The following is a 22,767-nucleotide window of genomic DNA, read 5'->3' on the forward strand; positions in this document are numbered from 1 at the left end:
AACGGTGCGCCATCGCGCAGCCTGAGCATTTGGGGATGAATTATACGCCTACTCGGTCCCGGGCTCCATGCGTTGGCTGTCAGCGAGAATGAGATACGTTATAGTAGGCCCTCGCAGGGCATCCCTCGATTTTAACAAGGCGCACGGACAGCAAGCATGCAGGCGTTTCCATTGGCCTTGATGGCCTTCGTCTTTTACCTGGCCGCTGCCTCATGGCAGGCTCTTACCCTATTGCGTCGCGTACCACCGCGAAACCTTCTGGTGCGCGGCCTCGGCGGCCTGGCCGTGGCACTGCACCTGATAGTGTCCATTGGACTGCTAATGGCAGATGGCTCATTGCTGCCTGGCTTCTCGACCAGCGCAGTATTGATAACCGGCCTCGCTGGGCTGTTGCTGCTGGTCCTCAGCATGTTCAAGCCCGTACTGAATATTGCCGCCGCTCTTTTCCCATTCTCTGGCCTGGTGCTGCTGCTGGGCACCGAAATGCCGACGCCGGCCAGCACGAACGGCATGACACCCGGCATTGCCCTGCACGCGGCCAGCTCTGCCCTGGCCTTTGCCGTTCTAGCCATTGCAGCCCTTCAGGCAGTTCTCGTCGGCATCCAGAACAAGGCCCTCAAGCATCATAGAATCCGCGGCGTGGTTCAAGCACTGCCGCCGCTGACGACGATGGAAAGGGTATTGTTCGAGATGATCTGGGTCGGCATGGGGCTGCTGACACTTGCCATTGGCAGCGGCATCATCTTCCTTGATGACATGTTTGCCCAACACCTGGTACACAAGACCGTACTGTCGCTGCTTGCTTGGTTGGTATTCGCCACCTTGCTGATCTGCCACCACCGTCTGGGCTGGCGAGGCATGCGTGCCGTACACTGGACACTGGGCGGTTATATCGTCCTGTTACTGGCCTATTTCGGCAGCAAATTTGTGCTTGAAGTGTTGCTAACAGCCAACTGATGCCTGACCCTCAACCATGAACTGAGCATAGTGTTGCCTTGACAGGTTGCCATCACCCCCCTACAAATCGAACCTCACCCGTGACCAAGGACCCGACGTCTTGAACGACGACTTCCCCCTGGGATTGCTGTTTGGCCTGCTATTCGTGCTGATTGCACTTTCCGCCTTCTTCTCCAGCTCCGAGACCGGCATGATGTCGATCAATCGTTATCGACTGAGTCATCAAGCAGGCAGAGGGCAGAGCAGCGCCAAGCGCGTCATGCGCCTATTGACCCGCCCGGACCGCTTGATCGGCGTCATCCTGATTGGCAACAACTTCGTCAACAACCTGGCAGCCTCCATCGCCACCATCATCGCCATCCACTTCTTTGGCGACGTCAGTGGGCCCGCTATCTCCACCGCCATTCTCACCATTGTGGTACTGATCTTCGCAGAGGTAACCCCCAAGACCTTTGCTGCGGTAAAGCCTGAGCGCATTGCATACCCGGCTTCCATGATCCTTGAACCCTTGCTCAAGTTGCTCTATCCGCTGGTTTGGGTGGTCAATACCATTTCCAATGGATTATTGCGGCTGCTCGGCATCAAGAGCATCGAGGGAGGGGCCGACCACCTGACCCGGGATGAACTGCGTACCGTCGTGCATGAAGCGGGCACCATGATTCCCCGCCGGCACCAGGGCATGTTGCTGTCTATACTCGACCTGGAAAATGTCACCGTGAATGACATCATGGTGCCGCGCCACGAGGTCGTAGGCATCGACCTGGATGACGAGCTGGACGACATTCTGACCCTGATCCGCACCAGCCAGCACACTCGCCTGCCTATCTACAAGGGCGACATCAACAACATCATTGGCATGCTTCATCTCCGCAATGCCGCGCGTTTTCTGTCCCTTCCGGAGGTGACCAAGGCGGCCATTGTCCAGGAAGCTCGCGAGCCCTATTTCATCCCTGAATCCACTCCATTACACACCCAATTGCTCAACTTCCAGACGCAGAAACGGCGCATTGGCATTGTGGTCGACGAATACGGGGATGTGGAGGGTCTGGTGACCCTGGAAGACATTCTTGAAGAGATCGTAGGCGAGTTCACCACTGATGTTGCAGCCATGGACATCGGCATGCAACCACGCCCCGATGGCAGTCATGTGATCGAGGGTACCGCCAACATCCGCGATATCAACAAGGCCTTGGGTTGGCAGTTACCCACGGATGGCCCCAAGACCATCAATGGCCTCATCCTGGAACATCTGGAGTCTTTCCCCAACGGCCCGACCAGCCTTCAGATCGGCAACATTCGTATGGAGATTCTGGAAATCCGCGACAACCTGATCACTTCAATATGTTGCTGGCCAGCCGCAGTCAGACGACCGGCTGACGACGCCAACGAGAAGTAAGCAAAAGGCGTTTCAGGAGTGAGACCCCACCTGACTTCCAACGCCTGCATTTGAAACCTGCACAAGGGCATTGCACTGGCATGCCCTCACTGGTTGCCGGTCCATTGGTCAGCTTCAGCCTTCAGTTCCCGAACCTTACTTTCCAGCAACTGCCGAGTAGCCAACTCTGGTGCAACTGGCTCACCAAAATACAGGGCAACCTGGGCACGGAAACGCCTGGGCCACCGAGACAAGGCCCGGCCATGACGATGAGATGTCCAGGAACCCCATAAGCCGGACATGGCAGCAGGAATCACTGGTACAGGATCTCGCGTCAGGATCAGGTCCAAACCACGGCGAAACGTGTTTATTTCACCTGAGGTGGTCAGACGTCCTTCTGGAAACAGCATGACGACATCACCACGGCGCAATGCCCGACTGACTTCATCCAGGGCGCGACGTACATTACCTGGATCCCGCCTGTCGGATTCCACCGGGATCGCACCCACCATGCGAAATAGCCAATTGAGATACTTCGACTCATAGATCGGCTTGTCCATCATGAAGCGCACCGGCCTGGGGCAGCCACCGCCTATCACCAGGGCATCAACAAAGCTGACATGGTTGCACACGACCAATGCCGCACCATGGCGAGGGATATGAGAGCGCCCCCGAAAGCGCAGGCGATAGAGTATATGAATGAGGCCAAACACCATGCAACGCAGATGCACCGCCGGGTGACGGAAGAAGTGCCAGATATAGGCCGCAAAAGCGAGGACGACGAGAGCCCAGAGAAAAATCGATATCACGGAGTACTGAATTTATGGGCCAAGCCCGCCAAGGTGGTATCCAATAATTGGTCCAGCAGTTCTTCAACGGCAAAGGCCCCTCCTTGCCAATAGCCGAGGCGATCATTCAGCCCTAGCTGGACCAGGCCGTGAACACTACCCCACAGCGTACGAGCCAGACGGCGGGCCTCAAGATCATCAAGGTTGGGCTCATACTCCTTGAGCGCCTCTTCCACTCTGGAAAACAGGGCCTCGATCATGTCGCTCTGGCGCTGATCCAGCTCACCTTCCTGCGCCAGCGGATAATCGAACAGCAGCTGCCAGCGATGGGCAGCCTGGCGTGCAAAGGTCCAGTATCCCAAGGCCAGGGCCTTTAGCCGCTCGGCCGGCGGCGTCGTATCGGCCAGCAAGGGCTCGATGACACAGCGCAGACGCCCCAAGCTTTCCAGATTGACATGCTGCAACAGGTTATGGAAGCTACCGTACAGCTTGAGCAAGGTACTCGGCGCACAGCCCACATCCCGGGCCAGGGAGCGCAGGGAAAGTTCATGCACAGGCTGATCGGCCAGCCATGCATCGCAGGCGGCCATCACCTGAGCGTGAAGCTCTTCTGGAGCATGCTGTCTGGGACGGGCCATGAGATTCCTCACACATGCTGCCGTCTGTTCAAGCGGCAGTCATTTTGTCATGTTATCCTGAGGATAACTTAATCGAACAGTGTTTTCGACAGCTTATTCATCCAGCCGTTCCAATGTCGCCTCTTGCATCCACTGTTACTCATTCAGTAAAGCGCTTAGTGCAAAGGTTCCCTTCGAAGGCTTGGCACTCCATCATATGCTGCTCTTATTCGCCTCCGGGCAACCTTGGAAATCATGACTGGACGGCTCTACATCCCACACTCCTGCATCGAAAGCGCACTACCGGACATGATCGCGCCAGTGGCGACAATATCCGGTGTCAATATGGCACCGCGCCAGGCACTGTCAGCCATTCGACTGGAATCCGGGCGACCGACGCTTGCCCAGCTGTTCTGGGGCCTGACACCTCCATGGCTCAAGGTGCTTGATCACGCTCCTCATTGCGCACGAGCTGAAAACCTGGGCAAGCGCACCATGTTCCGGGAAGCCTTTCGGGCACGACGCTGCCTGATACCGGTGGCAGGCATGTATGCCTGGCGACCAGGCCCTGGCTACAAGCAACCGTACCTGATCACTCGCTCCGACCGAGGGCCATTACTGCTGGCCGCGATCTGGTGCCGGTTTCACACTACGCTTTGTCATTACAACGATTCCTTTGCCCTCATTACGGTGCCATCCCCAACCTTTCTGGAACCACTTTCTGAGCGCCTGCCAGCCATCATCTCAAGCGATGATGCCGCCACATGGCTGACCCCAGACAGCAACCAGGAGGCTCTTGAAGGGTTACTTAAGCCAACGTCTGGGGAACTGTTGGGCGCCTTCCCGGTATCTAGACGTGTAAACAATCCGCGCGAACAAGATCCATCATGCGCGCACCCCATTGGCAGAATGATGCGCCAGTTACCTGAACAGGAGAGCTGATGGCCGCAATATCCCCCCGGCGAGGCGTCTGCGTCCTCGCCACTACGTTATTGATGACATTGACGCCTTTGGCGTCATCCTTGAGTCTGGCAGCCACTGCTTCCGAGGCCACTCCCCCTGTCGATGCCAGCGAGGCCATTGCCCAGGTTGCCCACCCCATCGTCAGCCCTCATGACACCCGCGACTATCGCGTCGTGACGCTGGATAACGGCCTGGAGGTCCTGCTGGTCAGCGACCCGGAGGCGGACAAGGCCGCTGCATCCATGAACGTTTCCGTGGGCAGCGCCCAGGACCCGGACGACCTTCAGGGCCTGGCCCATCTGCTTGAGCACATGCTGTTCCTGGGTACCGATGCATTCCCGGACAGCGATGCCTACCAGAGCTATATCACGCAGCATGGCGGTACTCACAATGCCTTCACTGCTTCACAGGACACCAACTATTTTTTTGAAGTAGAACCCAAGGCCTTTTCCGGGGCTCTGGAAAGGTTCAGCCACTTTTTCATCGATCCTCTGTTCAACGCTGACCGCCTGGGCAATGAGCGCCAGGTAGTACATTCCGAATATCAGTCCCGCTTGCGCGACGATGGGCGCCGCGGAAATGAAGTCCTGGACACTCTGCTCAACCCTGCCAACGCTACCGTCGGCTTTTCAGTAGGCAGCACCGAGACATTGGCCGATCGCCCGAAGGGCGAACCCAGTCTGCGTGATCGAATCATCGACTTCTATCAGAACCACTATGGCGCAGGCGTCATGCACCTGGCCATTGTGGCGCCATTGTCCATGGACACGCTGATCAAACTGGTCAACGATAACTTCAGCGCCATCCCCAATCGCGACCTGGAGCGGCAAGCCATTACCGAGCCATTGGCGGATGAGTCCCATCTGCCACTGGCAGTAGAGTTCAAGTCACTTCGCGATAGTCGTCTGGTGAGCTTCATGTTCCCCGTGCCAGACTCGATTCTCACCTATCGAACCAAACCTGCCGGCTACATCGCCAATCTGCTCGGTCACGAAGGGCCTGGCAGTCTGCTCAGTCGACTGCGTGAAGAAGGCTGGGCGGATGCCCTGTCCGCAGGCGTCGCTCACGGAGATGGACAGCATGCGCTGTTTTCCGTGGATGTCAGCCTGACGCCGGAAGGCGCCAAGCATATTGATAGTATCCAGGCTAGCCTGTTTGCCACTGTCGGCCTGATCCGTAATCAAGGCATCAGCGAAGCTCGCTATGACGAGCAGGCCAGTCTGTCGGAGCAAGCCTTCCAGTTCCAGCAGCATGGCGGCGCCATGAATGAAGCCACGCGCTTGTCCATGAGTCTGACGCTTTATCCTCTCAAGGATGTCAATCGTGAGAGCTTCCGCATGGATGGCCTCGACAAGTCCGAGGTGGAAGAACTGCTCGACGATCTTCGCCCAGAGCGTATGCTGCGTCTGTACAGCGGCCCTGAGGTGGAAAGCGAGCAACGCACCACCTACTACAACGTCCCCTGGAAGGAAGTATCTCCGGGCATCAGGGCAGCCGACCCCCTGGATGGTCTGGCCTTGCCCGAGCCCAACCCCTTCATCGCCCAAGATCTGAGCCTTCTCGATGTCCATCAGGAGCGTCCGGAGGCATTGATCGACACAGATCAGGCGGATGTCTGGTTCAAGGCCGATAACGAGTTCGACACTCCAGAAGTCTCCTGGCGCTTCAGTTTGCAAAACCCACAAGCCAGTCAGACGCCACGCCAGGCGGTGCTTACTCAGTTGCTGGCGGGATGGCTCAATGACAGCCTCAATGAGCATCTGTATGCAGCTCGTCTTGCAGGCCAGGGCTATGATGCTTATGCCCACGCTCGTGGCATGACCTTGTCTTTCAACGGCTGGCGCGACCGTCAGGACAAGGTCATCGACGCAGTGCTGGAACAACTCCAGCATGGCAAGATCGACGATGACAGCGTTGCTCGAGTTCGCTATGGCCTGTCACGTGGCTGGCGCAATGCTCCTCAGGATCCGCTCTATTACCAGGGCCAACGCATTCTGACCGAGACACTGATGAGCCCCCAGTGGTCCCCCAGAGCACAGCTCAAGGTCCTGGAAGGCATTGATGCCGACGACCTGCGCAAGTATCGAGACACCTTTCTTGCCAACCTCCACTTGCAGGCATTGGCTGTAGGCAATACGGATGCAGATCTGGTCCAGAAGGAAGCCAAGCAAGTCATCTCGGCCCTTTCTCCGCAACTGACAGCTGACGAGATTCCTGATCTGGAAGTGCTCCAGGCAGATAATCTCGCGACGCTGACCCCTGACTCCAGTCGCGAGGAGTCCCTGTTGCTGCGCTACCTCCAGGGCCTGGATCAGTCCATCGAAACCCAGGCTCGAATGGCCGTATTGGGTAAGCTGCTGGAGACACCGTTCTATCAGCGCCTGCGCACAGAGCAACAGCTGGGCTATGTCGTCAGTGCTGGTTACTCTCCTTTGCTGAGAGCTCCAGGCATCAGCCTGCTGGTGCAATCACCGACAACCCGCAGCGAAGAGCTGACCAAGCATGTCGCCGCCTTCCTGTCAGGTATTCCGCAATACCTGAGCGAACTCCAGGATGACGACCTGGCCACCTATCGTCAGGCGGTGCATGACGGCATCGTCCAGCGCGACACTAGCCTGGGAGGACGAGCCAATCGCCTGTGGAATGAACTTTCCTTCGGCGACACAGCCTTTGATCGCCACGAGCGTCTGGCCAAGGCTGTGCTCGACGTCACTCCCGACGAGCTGCTATCAACCTGGTCGACCCTGGATCAGCACGTTGTCGATGTCGCCTTTGATCCTGGCGCCAAGCCCAGCGATACCAGAGATCTCAAGGCCCAGCTCCCGGTATTGCCCGAGGATGACGATGGCACGTCCACCAAGGATGATGAGAAGGCAGCGGAGGCTCAGCCCGCTAATCATCAATAGGTTCTTGTCGTCACTTCTTGCAATAAAACGCCCGGCCAGTGGCCGGGCGTTTTATTGCAGTTGCCGGAGCTGTACCGCGATCAACCAAATGCCTGAGCTGGCATAATCGACTCGACGAACATCACCAGTTCCTCAAGAAGCTGACGCTGGTGGTCGGACAAGGAAGTCTGGTTCAAGCGCTCCAGCTCACGGGCGAAATCCTTGAGCGTCAGACTGGAAAGCGCCGGATCATTCATCCTCTCCCAGCGATAGGCTTCCCACCGCTGCTGCTCTTCCCCTGTCAGGGTGTCCGGATAGCTACGCGCACGATAACGAAACAGCATCTCTTCCAGGCGCGGATCCTGGAAGGCAAAACGTGCATCCACCAGGTCCCAGGGATCCATGCTCCGCACCCGCTGCATCTGCTGGCGATCACTAGGCGAGAAAAAGCCTCCTGAATAAAGCATCAGATCAGGATCTCGCGGCGGCTCCGGAGGGCCTTCCGAGAAAACCTCACTCACTTTGGCAGCGATATCCGGATCGCCTGCCAAGCGACGAAAATGCTCCCGGCACTGTTCCATATCCAGGCCCAGGCGCTCGACAATCTCGCCATATTCACCTTGATGAGGACCAGAGACATCCTTCAGCGCACTGGACGGGAACACCACGGGACACTTGTTGACATGAATGACCTTGAGAGGGATACGACTGACACCTTCTGCAAGATCATCATTGCTGACGAATACACGTTGGCGAATCTCTGCTGCCGACAGGCGCAGCATTTCGGATGGATCGAGCGACAGGTCGTAAACGATGATGCCATTGCTGTTGGTCGGGTGTACCGTCAGCGGCAACACAAGGGCACCACAGGCACGACTGGCAGGATAGCGACGCGAAATATGCAAGACGGGTTTACGTGAGACAACATCCAGGCGCTTTGCCGCCTGGCGCTTGTTGCGAAGAGACAGCAAGTAGTCAAACAGATTGGCATTCCGCTCACGAAGCAGGCGCGCCAGAGCAATGGTGGCACGCACATCGGCAAGAGCGTCGTGGGCCCCGGCATGCTCGATGCCATTGGCCGCCGTCAGGTCTTCGAGGCGGAAGCTGGGAGCCCCATCTTCCCGCTGAGGCCATTCGATACCTTCAGGGCGCAAGGCATGGAAAGCCCTCACGATATCAATCAGGTCCCAACGAGAATTGCCATTCTGCCATTCCCTGGCATAGGGATCGATCAGATTGCGGTAAAACAGGTGGCGGCTGACTTCATCGTCGAAACGCAGGCTGTTATAGCCCAGCACACAAGTACCAGGCACGCTCATCTCAGTTTCAATGGCACCAGCAAATTCGGCCTCGGGCACCCCCTTGCGCCTTGCCTGCTGAGGTGTGATACCAGTGATCAGGCACGCCATAGGGTGTGGCAAGGCATCATCAGAGGGCTTGCAGAAAAATTCCACAGGCTCACCGATCTCATTGAAATCGGCATCCGTGCGAATGGCAGCGAACTGCGAAGGACGATCGCGGCGAGGGTCAGCCCCGAAAGTCTCGTAATCGTGCCACAAGAAAGTCAGCGGAGCGGCGGTCGGCTGCGCCATGGGCAAGAGGTCTCCACGCGGCTGAAAAGACAAAACCAGAAGGCAAAACGCTGAACAGCCTAGCACAGCCCAGGCCTGGGCCGAACTCGTGAGTCACCAGGATAGCCAGGCAAGGCATCTCAATCCGGTTCTTCTCTGCCCGGCCATAGATACAACTAACCGCACCCCGGCATGACCCTGGGCGCGGGTTGCACTGGACATCCGTTACACCCGCCTCTCCATGAGACTCAACTGCATGCCATGAGACTCAACTGCATGCCATGAGACTCAGCTGCGTGGCAGAGTAACGTTCAACTCAAGTACTGAGCAGTTGTCTTCACTGTCCAGAGACATGTTGATGGCATCGTCGTCCACACTGACGTAGCGGCGAATGACTTCCAGCAACTCCTTTTCGAGCAACGGCAAGAAGTCTGGCTGACCACCTCGCTGACTACGTTGGTGGGCGACGATGATCTGCAAGCGCTCCTTGGCGACGGAAGCGGACTTCTTGCGCTCGCGCTTCAGGAAATCAAGTAGTTTCACCGACGGCCTCCTCCGAACATGCGGCTCAGCAGGCTTTTCTTCTGGAACTCGTGGAAGCGCAGAGGCACATCCTCGCCCAACAGGCGCCCTACGGTGTCCAGGTATGCCTTGCCGGCATCACTGTTGCCATCATGCGCCACCGGGATCCCCTGGTTAGACGCACGCAGTACCGCCTCGGACTCCGGAATCAGGCCAATCAGATCAATGGCCAGTATTTCGCGGATGTCTTCAAGGTTGAGCATATCGCCCTGATCAACCCGGCCCGGGTTATAGCGTGTGATCAGCAAGTGCTCCTTGATGGGATCCTTGCCTTCTTCAGCACGACGGGTCTTGGAAGACAGCAGACCGAGGATACGGTCGGAGTCACGCACCGACGACACTTCAGGGTTGGTTACCACGATCGCTTCATCAGCAAAGTACATGGCCAACTGAGCGCCTCGCTCGATGCCCGCCGGCGAGTCACACAGGATATAGTCAAAATCCTTCGACAGAGTCTCAAGGACCTTTTCTACACCATCCTGAGTCAGTGCATCCTTGTCCCGGGTCTGGGATGCCGGAAGAATATGCAGATTGTCGACTCGCTTGTCGCGGATCAGGGCCTGACTGAGGCCGGCCTCTCCCTGGATCACATTGACCAGGTCATAGACCACACGGCGCTCACAGCCCATGATCAAATCGAGATTCCGCAGGCCGACGTCAAAGTCGATCACCACGGTCTTGTTGCCTCGCAGCGCCAGGCCAGTGGCGATGGCTGCCGCACTGGTAGTCTTACCGACCCCACCTTTACCGGAGGTCACAACGATGATCTTGGCCAAGTGTCACATCCTGTCTTGGTAATATGTTGGTCCTGCCACCGCGATTCGAATGATGCGGCGGCACGTCCTAATCAAACATTATGCCAGAGGCTTGATGCCTAACTGATCGTCATCTAGGACGACTTGCACGGCAGTGCCAAGTAGCTGCGGATCGATGTCTTCGAGTCGCTTGTAGTTTCCAGCCACGGAAAGCAGTTCAGCATGGAGTTCTCGACAGAAGATACCCACACGAGCATCTCCATGAATCCCTGCCAATGCTCGCCCTCTCAGTGCACCATAGACATGCACATTGCCAGCAGCCAACAGCTCTGCCCCCGCATTGACCGACCCCACTACGACAAGATCACCATCCGGCGCCGTCACCTGCTGTCCAGAACGCACGGTGCCACGATAGACACGCCCGACTCCACTCTGGGGCACAGCCTCGACGATCTCGGTCGGTTCTTCTGCCGTTTCGTTGGCTGTCTCGGTAGGAGGCACGCTTTCCAGTGTGCGGCTGCGACCGCTATCCTGGGGGGCAAACCAACCGAGGCCCAGCGCCCAGGCGGACTGCCGGACCGGATCGGCACCTCCACGCACCGCTACCGGCAGCAGCTTATGGGCACGGCACACGGCACAGATTCTTTCCAATGCCAGATGGGGCTCATCGAGCTTCTCGACACTCAGCACCACGGGTGTGTGCTGGAAGAAAGCCGGCGACTGAGACAGCTTGCCCTCCAGTTGCTCCCGAATACGCTCCGGATCCGCACTGGAAAGCTCCATCACTGTCATCGGCAGCATGCCGCCCTTGAACGTAAACGCCATGCTCTCCCTGTCCACTTTGAGGCTCATTGCCGGACTCCACGTCAGGTATTGATCGGGTGACGTCACACAGTGCAGGTATGATACCTCTCAGCAAGTGTGATACCCCTCCACCGATCATAAGCTGCAATTAACGTAATGTCAGTGTCTCTATTTAGACACAACAGCACGCACCGGGACTTTTCTGCTGTCTGCGCGCATGATTAGATAAACTCATCAAGGACTATAGACATCCAAGTGCTATAGCCCCTAGGTACTTCTTCACTTTTTCGCCAGGACGCCTCATGCCAGGACTCCTTCGTCGTCTTTTTTCGCCTCGCTGGCAACATTCCGACTCCGCCGTTCGTCGCGAGGCCGCCGCTCGCCTGGCCTTCAGCTCCCAACGAGAGGCGCTGGAGCAACTCGCACAGGATCCTGAACCGGATGTGCGCCTCGCGGCCCTGCAGCGCATCGAGGACCCTGAACACCTCTTGGCCATGCGCAGCAAAGGGCAAGGCTCCAGAGAGCTGGACCAACACCTGTGTGCCCTGCTTTGCGGGCGCATTGGAAATATTGACCTTGCCCGCCGGCAACATATGGTGGGAACCATCGATGACCCGGAGCTTCTTGAAGTCGTAGCTCTGCAAGGTGATAACCAGCAACTGCGCCTGAGCGCACTACAGCATATCAATGAGGAAAGCCTCCTGATCCGACAGGCCTGCGACAACAGTATCGCTGCCATACGGCATGCTGCCGCCAAGCGCATTACATCGGAAGAAGGCCTCAAGATACTCGCTCATTCGGCCCGCCGCGATCGCCATGTCATGCGCGATGCACGTGACAGGCTCAACCGTCTACGAGCTGATGCCAATGCCATCCAGCGCGCCAAGGAGCAACGCGAGTCGCTGCTCAACGCCCTGGAGCAGCATAGCAAATCCACCTGGGAGCCACTTTACGCTGGGCGCTTCCGTCACCTGGAACGGGAATGGAACAAGCTTGCCAGCCTACCCGACGCATCCCAGGAAAACCGGTTTCAGGATGCCTGCCTGCGCTGTCGCAAAGTGATACAGGATCACGAGGCGCAAGAGCATGCTCTCCAGAGCAGCCAGCAACAGCGTGAACAGGCTGACCAGGAGCGTGAAGCGCTGGTAATGGTCCTGGAGGATAGCCTGCAGGCTCTGTATCAGGGCGAGACGCTTACGGACCAGGATCTCGCCAGCTTGCGTTCGCAAAAGCAGATCACAGCAAGCCGCTGGCAATCCCTTTCCGAACTGCATTTGGCCAATGAGTCCCTGCGCCAGCGCTATGATACAGCGCTCAAGACCTATGATCAGATCCATCAAGCTTACCAGCGTCTCTACGAGCATACCGATGCATTAAAAGCCGCGATCAAGGAAGGCAATGAAGATGAACTGACCACACTGGTCATCGCCTGTGACTGGCCTTCCGGCCTGCCGTTGGACAAGCGCCTTGCTCGCGCAGTGCATTATTTACATCTGGAACGTGACCTGGCCCAGAAGGAAGACGATAGTGAGACTGAGCAACGTATCGAGCGCTTTGATGCCGAACTTGTTCGGCTGGAAAAGCTGCTTGATGACGGCTCCTTCAAAGGCGCCAGCCGCCTTCACCAGCGTCTGCGTCATTTGTCCGAACATTTACCCGCATCCGCGGAGTCCCAGCACGCAAGACTCAAGCGCCTAGGCGCTCGCCTCGCGGAGTTACGCGACTGGCGAGGCTTTGTCGCCAAGCCCAAGCGTGAGCAGCTATGCCAAGCAATCGAGACGCTGAAGCAGAACACTCAACTTTCGGAGCGTGACCGGGATCACCGCCATCGCCAACTGGTCAAGGAGTGGAAGGCTCTCGGCGACGCTGCGGCCAGCCGGGAGCATTCCGAACGTTTCCGCACGGCTTCCGACCATATCCGCGCAACCCTGGAGGAATGGCACGAGCATCAGCAACAGGAACGCTTGCGCAATCTAAAGGAACGCGAGGCGTTGTGCGAACAGCTCGAGGCTCTGCTTGAGCAACCTGCCGCCCAAGCGGACCCGGATGCTCTACGCCTAATTCGCGACCAGGCACGTGATCGCTGGCACCGGACATCTCCAGTGCCTCGCGACCAGGCTGAGAGCATCGGTCGACGTTTCGGACGCATCCGTCACCATCTCCAGGCGTTAATTGATCGGCGGGCCAATGAAATTGCCGAGGCCAAGCGCGCGTTGATCGAAGAGATCCAAACCCTTAGCCAGGCAGGGCTCAGCGCAGAGCAACGCGCAAGCCGTGCCAAGGCCTTGCAGCAACGCTGGCGTGAACTGGGTCGCGCTCCCAAAGGAGAAGAACAGGCCTTGTGGCGCCAGTTCCGTCACCTGTGTGACAGGATCTTCGCTGACCGGGATGCCAAGCGTGACGATAAAGCGCAGAAGACCAAGGAGCGCCTCGACCAGATGCAAGCGCTCATCGATCGCCTCGACGCCTGGCAGCCCACGTGTAGCCAGGATGCGTCCTTCCTCGATCAAGCGCTGGGCGAAGCGCAGACTCTGGAGCCCTTGCCGTCCGGGCGACGTACCGAAGGCATGAGAAAACGCTGGACGGGTATTGTGCGCGCCCGGCGTGAGCGCCTGGAGCGTATTGGCGTAGCCGAAAAAGTCAATCGATGGCGCCAGCTCACGCCGTTGATAAATGCACATCTGCACGCCGATAACGCAGCCCTGTCGGGCCAACATCATGATGATGTGGAAGTCCCCGAGGGCCTCGATCTATCCAGTGCCTTGCTTCGGGCACACAACCAACGCAATGCGGCTCGTCACCACTCTCCTGCAGAGAGTGATGTTGCAGAACGCCTGACAAGATTGCGGGTACATCTGTCGCTACTGGCAGGCGGGCCTGTTCTCCATCAGGAAGAACCTCTGCGTCTGGCCATCCAGGTCGAGCGCCTGAACGACAATCGGGGCCAAGTCCCTGAGCGCGCCGATGAGCTCGCTTCAGTACTTTGTGAACTGTTGGCTACTGGCCCAGTTTCTTCCGGCCTATGGCAACGAGAGGTCGGCGAACTGGACCGACTGCTGGATAGCCTGACCCAGCTACCTCCCCCCTGAACCGACACGCCTTTCCTCACATGGCTCCCCAGAAGGGGGAGCCACCTGACTCACACTGTCGAGATACACCCCATGATTGCTTCCCCCTTTCTTCAGGAAGGGGGCAAGCAAGCTGATCAACCCATGAACTGGCCACCATTGATGTCGATGTTGGCGCCAGTGATGAAGCCATTGTCCTTGTCAGCGAGGAAAGCCACCAGACGCGCAATTTCTTCGGGTGTTCCATAACGCTTCATAGGAATGGTTTCACGGATAGCTTCCCGCACTTTCTCGGGAATTTTCATGATCATGTCGGTGGCAATGTATCCAGGAGATATCGTGTTGACCGTTATGCCCTTGGTTGCCGTCTCCTGAGCCAGAGCCATGGTCAGGCCATGCATGCCTGCCTTGGCAGCGGAGTAGTTGACTTGGCCAAACTGCCCTTTGCGGCCGTTGATGGAAGATATGTTGATGATGCGGCCGTAGTTCTGCTCGAGCATCATCTCAATCACACTGCGGCAGGTGTTGAAGACACTATTGAGATTCGTATCAATAACGACATCCCATTGCTCGGGAGTCATCTTCTTCATGGTGCCGTCGCGTGTGATGCCCGCACAATTGACCAGCACAGAAACAGGGCCATACTTGGCCTCGATCTCTTTTACTCCTGCCTGACAGGCGTCGAAGCTCGTGAGATCCACTCCAGCCACGTCGATGTTCTCGTAACCATCTGCCCTCTGGCCCTCTAACCAGGACATGGCCTTCTCTGGATTGTTGTAACCAGCAATCACTTGATATCCGGCGTCTGCCAAGGACCGACAAATTGCACTGCCGATACCCCCGGTTCCTCCGGTGACCCATGCGATATTTTTCTGCTGAGTCATCTCGACCTCCCTGATTGGTCTTGTTGCACCACCGTCCTTTTCAATGGCGATGGCGTCTGTGCTCCGACTGCGTACCATCCACGACCCTCATTGGCCGCTACTCTCAATGGTGCCTGGTGGAGCTTACAATTCAACGACAACTTCACCATGCAGTATGGACTACTGCGGTAAATCAAGAAGGCCAATCTGAATCAATCTTTATGCAGTGTTGACTTTTCCGCCTAAAGTCGTAGAATGTGCTCACGTTGATGCGGGGTGGAGCAGTCTGGTAGCTCGTCGGGCTCATAACCCGAAGGTCATCGGTTCAAATCCGGTCCCCGCTACCAATATTTAGAGAGAGGCCAGATCCAAACGGATCTGGCCTTTTTCGTTACTGCGGGATGGACCATCAAGCCGCTCGTCGGGCTCAGCTCTTCATCACCCCGGGAAGGTCATCGGGTCACATCCGGTCCCCGCCACCCATATTCAGAGAGAGGCCAGATCCAAACGGCTCTGGCCTTTTTCGTTACTGCGGGATGGGCCATCAAACCGCTCGTCGGGCTCGGCTCTTCATCACCCCGGGAAGGTCATTGGGTCACATCCGGTCCCCGCCACCCATATTCAGAGAGAGGCCAGATCCAAACGGCTCTGGCCTTTTTCGTTACTGCGGGATGGGCCATCAAACCGCTCGTCGGGCTCGGCTCTTCATCACCCCGGGAAGGTCATCGGTTCACATCCGGTCCCCGCTACCAATATTCAGAGAGAGGCCAGATCCAAACGGATCTGGCCTTTTTCGTTACTGCGGGATGGGCCATCAAACCGCTCGTCGGGCTCGGCTCTCCATCACCCCGGGAAGGTCATCGGGTCACATCCGGTCCCCGCTAACAATTATTCAGAGAAAAGCCAGGTCCAAACGGATCTGGCTTTTGTTGTACTGGCAGGCAAGAGCCTGCACGATGTTCAAGCCAACCTGATATCCTGCTCGACACCGTACATCTTGAAGTTGGCTGCTTCCGCCCGCATGTTGTATTCAAATTCTTCTTACACAAGGTCTAGCCATGCCCATCGTCGACCCGCGCACCGGCGACACCATCAGTGCAGCTGCCGAGCCCAACACTGCCCATGTTTCCGCACCGCAGGACAGCGATCTGATTCTTGAAGTTGATCGCAGCAATATCCAGCAAGTGTTGGAATTGTCCACGCGCGTACCGGTTCTCCTGGACTGCTGGGCACCATGGTGTGAGCCATGTAAGAATCTGATGCCCATACTGGAGAAGCTGGTCAGAGAGTATGCCGGCGCATTCCTGCTGGCCAAGCTGAATATCGATGATAATCAAGAGATTGCCGCTCAGCTTGGCGTTCGCTCAGTACCCGATGTCAAGCTCATCAGCCAAGGGGGACTGGTCGATCAGTTCCAGGGAGCTCTGCCAGAAAAAGAGATACGTGAATGGCTGAGTCGTTACTTCCAGGCCCCAGAAAACGCCTCTCTCAGCCCGGAAGAACAGGCCGAACAGGCGCTCACCGAGGGAGATACAGCCACGGCAGGAGCCATCTACGCTGAACTGATCCAGCAAAACCCCGAGCAGTACAGCCACATGATCCAGCTGGCCAGAGTGCGCGTTGCAGAGAATCGTAACGATGAAGCTCGTGAGCTGCTTGATGCACTTCCGCCCGAAGAGCGTGACGCACCAGCCGCACGGGGCGTACGTGCCAGCATAGAGTTTGGTGAGGAAGCTCCAGGTGCCGAGACGCTGGCTGCCCTGGAAGGTCGTGATGATAGCGAGGCCAACTACTTGAGAGCCCTGCGTCAGGTAGCGGATGCCAATTACGAAGAAGGCCTGGAAGGGCTGCTGGCAGTAATGAAGAGCGATCGTACTTATGGCGATGACCTGGCCAGGAAGACCCTGCTGCGAGTCTTCGACGCCCTGGGCGCCGACCATCCTCTGACAGTGACGTATCGCCGCAAGCTGTTCGCCCTTCTCTACTGAACGACCAGATGCAATGAGCCCCGTGACACAGAGCAATGAAGATGCGTTGCGTCACGGGCCTCTTGTACAGCATCAGGCCAACAGGTTATCCATTCGCTCCAATGCCTGTTCCAACTGCTCAGCAGTAGTCCCGAAGTTCAAGCGCACGAAACCCGGATAACCAAAGGCCGCTCCATCAGATAATGCCACGCCTGCTCGATCAAGAAGGGCGATAGCTGGCGATGACTCGTTACCAAGCCTTGACTGGCGCAGATCCAACCAGGCCAGATAGGTGGATTGGGGAGCTTTGAAGCCGACTCCCGGCCAGCGTGCCACACGCTCCGCCAGAAGCCGTCGATGCCCACGCAACACCTGCAGCAACTCCTGGCGCCACGGCTCACCATGGCGATATGCCGCTTCAGCGGCCACTAGACCCAGCACGTTGGCATCCGGCATCAGCCCCTTGGCAACATCACGAAAGCGCTTTCTGAAGGATGCGTTCGGAATCACTGCACATGCCGCCGTCAATCCTGCCAAGTTGAACGTCTTGGACGGAGCCCACAACGTCACACTACGTTCGGCAAGACCAGGGAAAACCTCCGCCAGAGCACGGTGCTGTGCGCCTTCATCGAGCAACAGGTCACAATGCAGCTCATCAGACACCACGATCAGGTCATGCCGCTCTACAAGCGCAGCCAATCCGGCGAGCTCTTCATGAGTCCACTGACGCCCCGTAGGATTATGTGGATGGCACCACAGGAGTAAGCGCGTCTCATCGGTGATTGCTGCTTCCAGCGCATCAAGATCCAGCGACCAGCCCTCGTCCTCTCCAGGGGACTGCAAGTCCACCGTCTGCGGCAGCCGCCCAGTATGTCTGGCGACCTGCAGGAAAGGTGGATAGATCGGGGCCACGGTGAGCACACCATCACCTGGCTCAGTAAAGGCCAGGCTGGCCAGATGCAACGCCGGGACAACCCCGGGAAGCCAATGTTGCCAATCCTGCTGAATCTCCCAGCCATAATGGCTCACGCTCCAGTCACATAACGCCTGTCGCAACGACTCTGGAACCAGGCCGTAGCCAAAGACACCATGAGCTACTCGCTGCTGGATCGCTTCGATCACCGCAGGCGGAGAACGAAAATCCATGTCTGCCACCCACAAGGGCAGGATATCATCGGCGTAGGTATGCCACTTCTGAGAAGGCCACTGAGGTCGCACCCTCTCAGTATCCAATGATTCAATATGATGATGGGGCTGCCGACGATCGACAGGCGTGGCAAAATCGAATTTCATGATGTCTCCCTGACAAACTCACTTCTACAAAAGAAGCACCTATGCCTCACACCATGCCGCATCACGGTTTCTACGCCAAGGTCTGCCAAGGGATGCCGGCCCTGATCCATCAGTGGCTAACTCACGGTCGTGGCGACGCTGACCGCTTGGCCCTGATCCTGGCCGAAACCGCTCGCGTGGCTGGCCTCGGTGACCCGGGAGAAACGCCCGATGGCAACACCTTGAGCCTCTGGGCCAGAGGCAACGGTGCGGAACCGCCGCACTGGGCTGTACGTACAGCCTTGTTCCTGCTGGTGCAGATGCCCGCCAAACCCGTACCAGACACGGATACGGAAGCCTGTGCCTGGGCATACTGCTGGTTGCGCAATCGTGATTTCCATGACCGCGACGCCGCCCTGGCTGCTCTGCCCGAGCACCTGCGCGAGGTCATGGCCCCCGCAATCACTGCCGCCTGGAATGATCGCCAGGGGCTCAGATTGGTATAGATCCACACAACAAGCCATGCCCCTTCTCAGACACAAACCAAAAGAACCAGGCATAGAACCAAAAGAAGGCTTGACCAAGCGCTTGCTCGGCACAATGCTGATTGTTTCTCGGCTAATAGTTCATCTGCATCATAAACATTAGGGGAGCATGCATTCATGATGACCTGCACCATTGAACCAGCCTTCTATGACACCGACGCCCTGGGCCATATCAACAATACCCGAGTCCCAGCCTGGTTCGAACTGGCTCGCAATGAACTGTTCCGTCTGTTCACCCCCAACCTGGATCCACGCCAATGGCGTCTGATCCTGGCACGAGTGGAAGTCGACTATCACGCGGAACTTCATTACGGGCATGACGTCACTATCCATACCTTTATTTCACGCTTGGGCAATAGCTCTTTCACCGTCACCCAGGAAGCACATCAGAATGGACAGGTGACCAATACCGGACATACCGTAATGGTACACTTTGACCACCAGACCAAAAGCGCCATTCCCATTGAAGGGGAACTGCGTCAGGCACTGGAGTCCCATCTCGAGACAAGAGCAACCGAACCTGCATGACACCAGCCATCAAGACATTGGAAAAAGCCAGAGTCTCCTTCGATGTCGTCAGCTACGAACATGACCCCCGCTCTCCGGCTTACGGAGAAGAAGCCGCACAAGTGCTAGGCCTGAACCCTCGGGAAGTGTTCAAGACGCTGCTGGCTCGGCTGGATGGCGACAAGCTGGTGGTAGCTATTGTTCCCGTCGTGGGTCAACTCGACCTCAAGGCCTTGGCCAAGGCAGCCGGTGCACGCAAGGCCAGCATGGCAGAGCCGCAGGATGCCGAACGAGCCACTGGCTATGTGGTTGGCGGCATCAGCCCTCTGGGACAGAAGAAACGCCTGGCAACCTTCATTGATATCAGTTGCCAGGATTACCCGGCCATTCATGTCTCGGGGGGGCGTCGCGGTCTCGAGATCCGCCTGGCCCCGGATGACCTCACCAAATTGACCGGTGCTCGTCTGGCACCGATCTCTCGTTGACCGAGAACGCTATGGCGATTCGCTATACTCTATGGCTTGAGCCCGAGGCCACGGAACGACATCAGGCAGCCGAAGCGGCATTGGAAACCTGGTTTTTCGAACGCTTCGCTGACTATCCTCACATCCGCTTGTTCGGGGCTGATCCCTACGATTATGATGCCCCCTTCAACCGACTTTATGACGTACTGATCTCTCGCGCAGCCGAATATATCGAGCGCGAGCAAGCCTACGTCCCCACTCCCGAGCAGCTCAGTCGTGCCTTCTATCGCGCGGTGGGGCGCTCCACGAAATTCGTAAGGGACAACCCTGATGGTAATCCGCCCCGAGACAGCACCTGACGAGGCCCAATTGGCCATCATCGCCGAACAACTGGGCCGCGCTCCTCGTGGTATCGAGGCCCTTGCGGCCACTGATGGAGAAGGCACTCCACTGGTATTGCGCATGGCTCCCATCGTTGATGGCAAACCCTTTCCGACCCTGTTCTGGCTGAGTTCCGAATTGCTCAAGGTCGAGCTTTCACGCATCGAGGCTGCTGGCGTCATCAAGTCACTGGAAGCACGGCTGCAGGAAGATGACGACTTCCGTGCCGCTTACCATGCCAGCCATCAGGACTATATTGAAACCCGCTGGCGCCTGATGAGCGACGCCCAGCGGGCTGCTGTTGAGCAATTGGGCTATACAGATATCCTGCGCGAACGAGGCATTGGCGGTATCGCCAATCATGACCAGGTACGTTGCCTGCACACACAGTATGCTCACCATCTTTGCGGCGACAACGTCATCGGCCAATGGCTCGACGAGCACTACGGCATCATCGACTTGCTGCCCTAGCGCCAAGGATCCAGAGCTATCCCCAGTGCGATAAAGAAAAGCTCCATTAACTAGCGTCTCTCTTTCCACACGAGACTTGTTGCAATGCCGTCCTCAAGGAGATATCCCATGGCAAGGATCTGCGTATATCTTGGCTCACGACAAGGTGAAGACCCTGGATTCATGGACGCTGCGCGCCGTTTCGGCCAATGCCTTGGCGAGCGTGGTCATGGACTGGTCTATGGCGGCGCCAGTGTTGGCCTTATGGGGGCCCTGGCAGATGCTGCCCTGGAGGCAGGAGGGGAGGTGATCGGCGTCATGCCACACCACCTGGTGAACAGAGAACAGGCACATCATGGCCTGACCCAACTGATCAAGGTCGCAGACATGCATGAACGCAAGGCACAGATGGCGGAACGTGCCGACGCTTTCGCCATCCTTCCAGGAGGAATCGGCACGCTGGAAGAGTTCTTCGAGACCTGGACCTGGCGCTACCTGAACCTTCATGACAAACCCATCGGTGTACTCGACACCAACGGCTTCTATCGCCCCTTGCTGGAGTTTCTCGACACGACGGTGGCCCAGGGCTTCCTCAACGCGGATACTCGGGCGGAGCTTGTCAGCGAATCCACCCCGGAGATCTTGCTGAGCACACTGGAAAAGCGCCTTAGTGCCACTCCATCACCAGGCTAGGCCCACAAGATTGACCAGAGTGGTATATCAGTCCTCGGCACTGAGCTTCAAGGTGCGGGCATAAGTCAGCTGTAGCAGCTTGGCATCGTCACCTGCTCTGTGCCGACGAATATCGCCCTCTTCGAGCATAGCTTCCTTCACATCGCTCCAGATCGCCATCTGGCGCTCGTCAAGCAGGCGACGCAATGCTTCGAGTCGGAACCGCGGGATCATGCCGGCATGATGGAAAAGCAGTGACAGCCAGGTGTTATCGTAGCCCCAGCTATCACTGTAGACGGTGCCGATATCATGCAGCTCATCATTCAACCATTGAGCGACATGACGCACAGGGTATCCCTCGCGCTCAAGCCGTGCCCGGGAAATGCCATGCAGTAGCTCGGCCTTGGGATCCCAATGTGTCCATTCTTCGAGAGGCTGGATCAAAAAGGCACAGCTACTGCCATCAGGGCGCGCAATGCCAACTTCGATGGGGTAGCTGCCGCGTCCGAATCCGGACGCTTCGATATCCAGCAGTGTCGGTAGCGTCACGGGTTGCGACATCCTCAAGGTGACCATGGGGACAGTCAAGGCGACTGCCCTTGTAGAGTCCCTTAGTGTCGCTTTTCAGCTTCCATCTTGTCCAGTTGATCGCGTTGCTGCACAACCTCTTTGCGGGCCTGTACCAGGCTGGCCCAGTAGGCCGCCTTGCCCTGGTCAACATTCAGGGAAAGCTCTCCCAGTCGATAGGCTCTCTCCAGGCGAGAAGCCGCCAACGCATTGCCAGCCTCTCCCGCCCGAGCATACCAGGTAACCGCATGGTCGTGACGCGGCGGGTAAAGGGCGCAGCCATATTCATGGATCTGGCCAGCCTGGTATTGAGCATCAGAATCGCCACCATGGGCAGCCTGAAGCACGTAGCGAGCACCACGCGCCTTATCTTGAGGAGCTCGGGAGCGGTGAAACAGCATATGACCATATAGCGACAAAGCCGCCGGATGGCCGGCTTCCGCACAACGCTGGAACAAACGCATGGTCAGTTTCTGAGTACGCGGCGAGTGAGGCAACCAGCTGGTATGAAACAGCTGCTGGGCCAAGCGATACTCGAGCCGCGTCCTCAGGGATGATGCCTGCTGCATGACAATAATCCTGGGTCCAAAGAATTCGGAAACATGGCCAGCCACCATCCCGTGACCAGCAAGCCATTCCGTCAAGACAAAAACTGTGCCGTAAGTTCCTCCACGACAGGGCGGCAAGCATACGCCTAAGGTCGAAGCGACTCAA

Annotated in this window: 22 protein-coding genes and 1 tRNA gene; 13 read left to right on the plus strand and 10 right to left on the minus strand. The window is 57.4% G+C overall.

Going from position 1 to position 22,767, the window contains the following annotated elements:
• Positions 1-156: 156 nt before the first annotated feature.
• Positions 157-957: a cytochrome C assembly family protein gene (locus tag E4T21_RS18565; RefSeq protein WP_149286452.1), complete on the plus strand. Its 801-nt coding sequence runs from the start codon at positions 157-159 to the stop codon at positions 955-957.
• 100 nt (positions 958-1,057) lie between these two features.
• Positions 1,058-2,353, plus strand: coding sequence for an HlyC/CorC family transporter (locus E4T21_RS18570; RefSeq protein ID WP_149286453.1), 1,296 nt, complete (start codon positions 1,058-1,060; stop codon positions 2,351-2,353).
• A gap of 86 nt (positions 2,354-2,439) precedes the next feature.
• Here E4T21_RS18570 and E4T21_RS18575 read toward each other — a convergent pair whose 3' ends face one another.
• Both E4T21_RS18575 and E4T21_RS18580 read right to left on the minus strand, forming a co-directional pair.
• Positions 2,440-3,141: a 1-acyl-sn-glycerol-3-phosphate acyltransferase gene (locus tag E4T21_RS18575; protein ID WP_338036105.1), complete on the minus strand. Its 702-nt coding sequence runs from the start codon at positions 3,139-3,141 to the stop codon at positions 2,440-2,442.
• The gene (locus E4T21_RS18580) at positions 3,138-3,758 is read right to left on the minus strand and encodes a TetR/AcrR family transcriptional regulator (protein WP_149286454.1); all 621 of its coding nucleotides are present in this window, start codon (positions 3,756-3,758) and stop codon (positions 3,138-3,140) included. The genes E4T21_RS18575 and E4T21_RS18580 overlap by 4 nt, the downstream gene beginning before the upstream one ends.
• 234 nt (positions 3,759-3,992) lie before the next feature.
• On the opposite strand from E4T21_RS18580, the gene E4T21_RS18585 reads away from it, so the two are divergent.
• Positions 3,993-4,679 (plus strand): SOS response-associated peptidase, encoded by a 687-nt coding sequence (locus E4T21_RS18585; protein ID WP_149286455.1) that lies wholly within the window; start codon positions 3,993-3,995, stop codon positions 4,677-4,679.
• Complete coding sequence (locus tag E4T21_RS18590; RefSeq protein ID WP_240349218.1) at positions 4,679-7,606, plus strand: insulinase family protein; 2,928 nt, start codon at positions 4,679-4,681, stop codon at positions 7,604-7,606. The genes E4T21_RS18585 and E4T21_RS18590 overlap by 1 nt, the downstream gene beginning before the upstream one ends.
• An 80-nt stretch (positions 7,607-7,686) precedes the next feature.
• On the opposite strand, the gene sbcB is transcribed toward E4T21_RS18590, so the two are convergent.
• The 4 genes from sbcB to minC all read right to left on the minus strand — a co-directional run bounded on the left by sbcB (position 7,687) and on the right by minC (position 11,345).
• A complete protein-coding gene (gene sbcB / locus E4T21_RS18595; RefSeq protein WP_149286456.1) occupies positions 7,687-9,177 on the minus strand; it encodes an exodeoxyribonuclease I in 1,491 nt (496 codons plus the stop codon).
• 267 nt (positions 9,178-9,444) lie between these two features.
• Positions 9,445-9,699 (minus strand): cell division topological specificity factor MinE, encoded by a 255-nt coding sequence (gene minE, locus E4T21_RS18600; protein ID WP_149286457.1) that lies wholly within the window; start codon positions 9,697-9,699, stop codon positions 9,445-9,447.
• Complete coding sequence (gene minD / locus E4T21_RS18605; RefSeq protein ID WP_149286458.1) at positions 9,696-10,514, minus strand: septum site-determining protein MinD; 819 nt, start codon at positions 10,512-10,514, stop codon at positions 9,696-9,698. The genes minE and minD overlap by 4 nt, the downstream gene beginning before the upstream one ends.
• A 78-nt stretch (positions 10,515-10,592) precedes the next feature.
• On the minus strand, positions 10,593-11,345 hold the full coding sequence (gene minC, locus E4T21_RS18610) for a septum site-determining protein MinC (RefSeq protein ID WP_149286459.1): 753 nt from the start codon (positions 11,343-11,345) through the stop codon (positions 10,593-10,595).
• 254 nt (positions 11,346-11,599) lie between these two features.
• On the opposite strand from minC, the gene E4T21_RS18615 reads away from it, so the two are divergent.
• On the plus strand, positions 11,600-14,386 hold the full coding sequence (locus tag E4T21_RS18615; RefSeq protein WP_149286460.1) for a DUF349 domain-containing protein: 2,787 nt from the start codon (positions 11,600-11,602) through the stop codon (positions 14,384-14,386).
• 116 nt (positions 14,387-14,502) lie between these two features.
• On the opposite strand, the gene phbB is transcribed toward E4T21_RS18615, so the two are convergent.
• Entirely contained in the window at positions 14,503-15,249 is a 747-nt protein-coding gene (phbB, locus tag E4T21_RS18620) for an acetoacetyl-CoA reductase (protein WP_149286461.1), read from the minus strand.
• Positions 15,250-15,498: 249 nt separating this feature from the next.
• Here phbB and E4T21_RS18625 point away from each other — a divergent pair.
• A tRNA-Met gene (locus E4T21_RS18625) sits at positions 15,499-15,575 on the plus strand.
• Positions 15,576-16,286: 711 nt separating this feature from the next.
• On the plus strand, positions 16,287-17,216 hold the full coding sequence (locus tag E4T21_RS18630; RefSeq protein WP_149286462.1) for a tetratricopeptide repeat protein: 930 nt from the start codon (positions 16,287-16,289) through the stop codon (positions 17,214-17,216).
• Positions 17,217-17,288: 72 nt separating this feature from the next.
• Here the strand turns inward: E4T21_RS18630 and E4T21_RS18635 are convergent, their stop codons facing one another.
• Positions 17,289-18,488 (minus strand): MalY/PatB family protein, encoded by a 1,200-nt coding sequence (locus E4T21_RS18635; protein ID WP_149286463.1) that lies wholly within the window; start codon positions 18,486-18,488, stop codon positions 17,289-17,291.
• 53 nt (positions 18,489-18,541) lie between these two features.
• On the opposite strand from E4T21_RS18635, the gene E4T21_RS18640 reads away from it, so the two are divergent.
• The 6 genes from E4T21_RS18640 (at position 18,542) to E4T21_RS18665 (ending at position 21,507) form a co-directional block, all read left to right on the plus strand.
• Positions 18,542-18,973, plus strand: coding sequence for a hypothetical protein (locus E4T21_RS18640; RefSeq protein ID WP_149287323.1), 432 nt, complete (start codon positions 18,542-18,544; stop codon positions 18,971-18,973).
• Positions 18,974-19,129: 156 nt separating this feature from the next.
• Complete coding sequence (locus E4T21_RS18645; protein WP_149286464.1) at positions 19,130-19,540, plus strand: acyl-CoA thioesterase; 411 nt, start codon at positions 19,130-19,132, stop codon at positions 19,538-19,540.
• Positions 19,537-20,004 carry a Cys-tRNA(Pro) deacylase gene (gene ybaK / locus E4T21_RS18650; protein WP_149286465.1) on the plus strand — a complete coding sequence of 156 codons (468 nt, stop codon included), beginning with the start codon at positions 19,537-19,539 and terminating at the stop codon, positions 20,002-20,004. The genes E4T21_RS18645 and ybaK overlap by 4 nt, the downstream gene beginning before the upstream one ends.
• Before the next feature lie 11 nt (positions 20,005-20,015).
• The gene (locus E4T21_RS18655) at positions 20,016-20,342 is read left to right on the plus strand and encodes a hypothetical protein (protein WP_149286466.1); all 327 of its coding nucleotides are present in this window, start codon (positions 20,016-20,018) and stop codon (positions 20,340-20,342) included.
• The gene (locus tag E4T21_RS18660) at positions 20,314-20,835 is read left to right on the plus strand and encodes a DUF501 domain-containing protein (protein WP_149286467.1); all 522 of its coding nucleotides are present in this window, start codon (positions 20,314-20,316) and stop codon (positions 20,833-20,835) included. The genes E4T21_RS18655 and E4T21_RS18660 overlap by 29 nt, the downstream gene beginning before the upstream one ends.
• A 108-nt stretch (positions 20,836-20,943) precedes the next feature.
• Positions 20,944-21,507 (plus strand): LOG family protein, encoded by a 564-nt coding sequence (locus tag E4T21_RS18665; protein WP_149286468.1) that lies wholly within the window; start codon positions 20,944-20,946, stop codon positions 21,505-21,507.
• A gap of 27 nt (positions 21,508-21,534) precedes the next feature.
• Here the strand turns inward: E4T21_RS18665 and E4T21_RS18670 are convergent, their stop codons facing one another.
• A complete protein-coding gene (locus tag E4T21_RS18670; RefSeq protein ID WP_149286469.1) occupies positions 21,535-22,047 on the minus strand; it encodes a hypothetical protein in 513 nt (170 codons plus the stop codon).
• A gap of 50 nt (positions 22,048-22,097) precedes the next feature.
• Positions 22,098-22,622 (minus strand): tetratricopeptide repeat protein, encoded by a 525-nt coding sequence (locus E4T21_RS18675; protein WP_149286470.1) that lies wholly within the window; start codon positions 22,620-22,622, stop codon positions 22,098-22,100.
• Positions 22,623-22,767: the final 145 nt, after the last annotated feature.

Origin of the sequence: Halomonas binhaiensis (assembly GCF_008329985.2) — a bacterium.
GTDB lineage: Bacteria > Pseudomonadota > Gammaproteobacteria > Pseudomonadales > Halomonadaceae > Halomonas > Halomonas binhaiensis.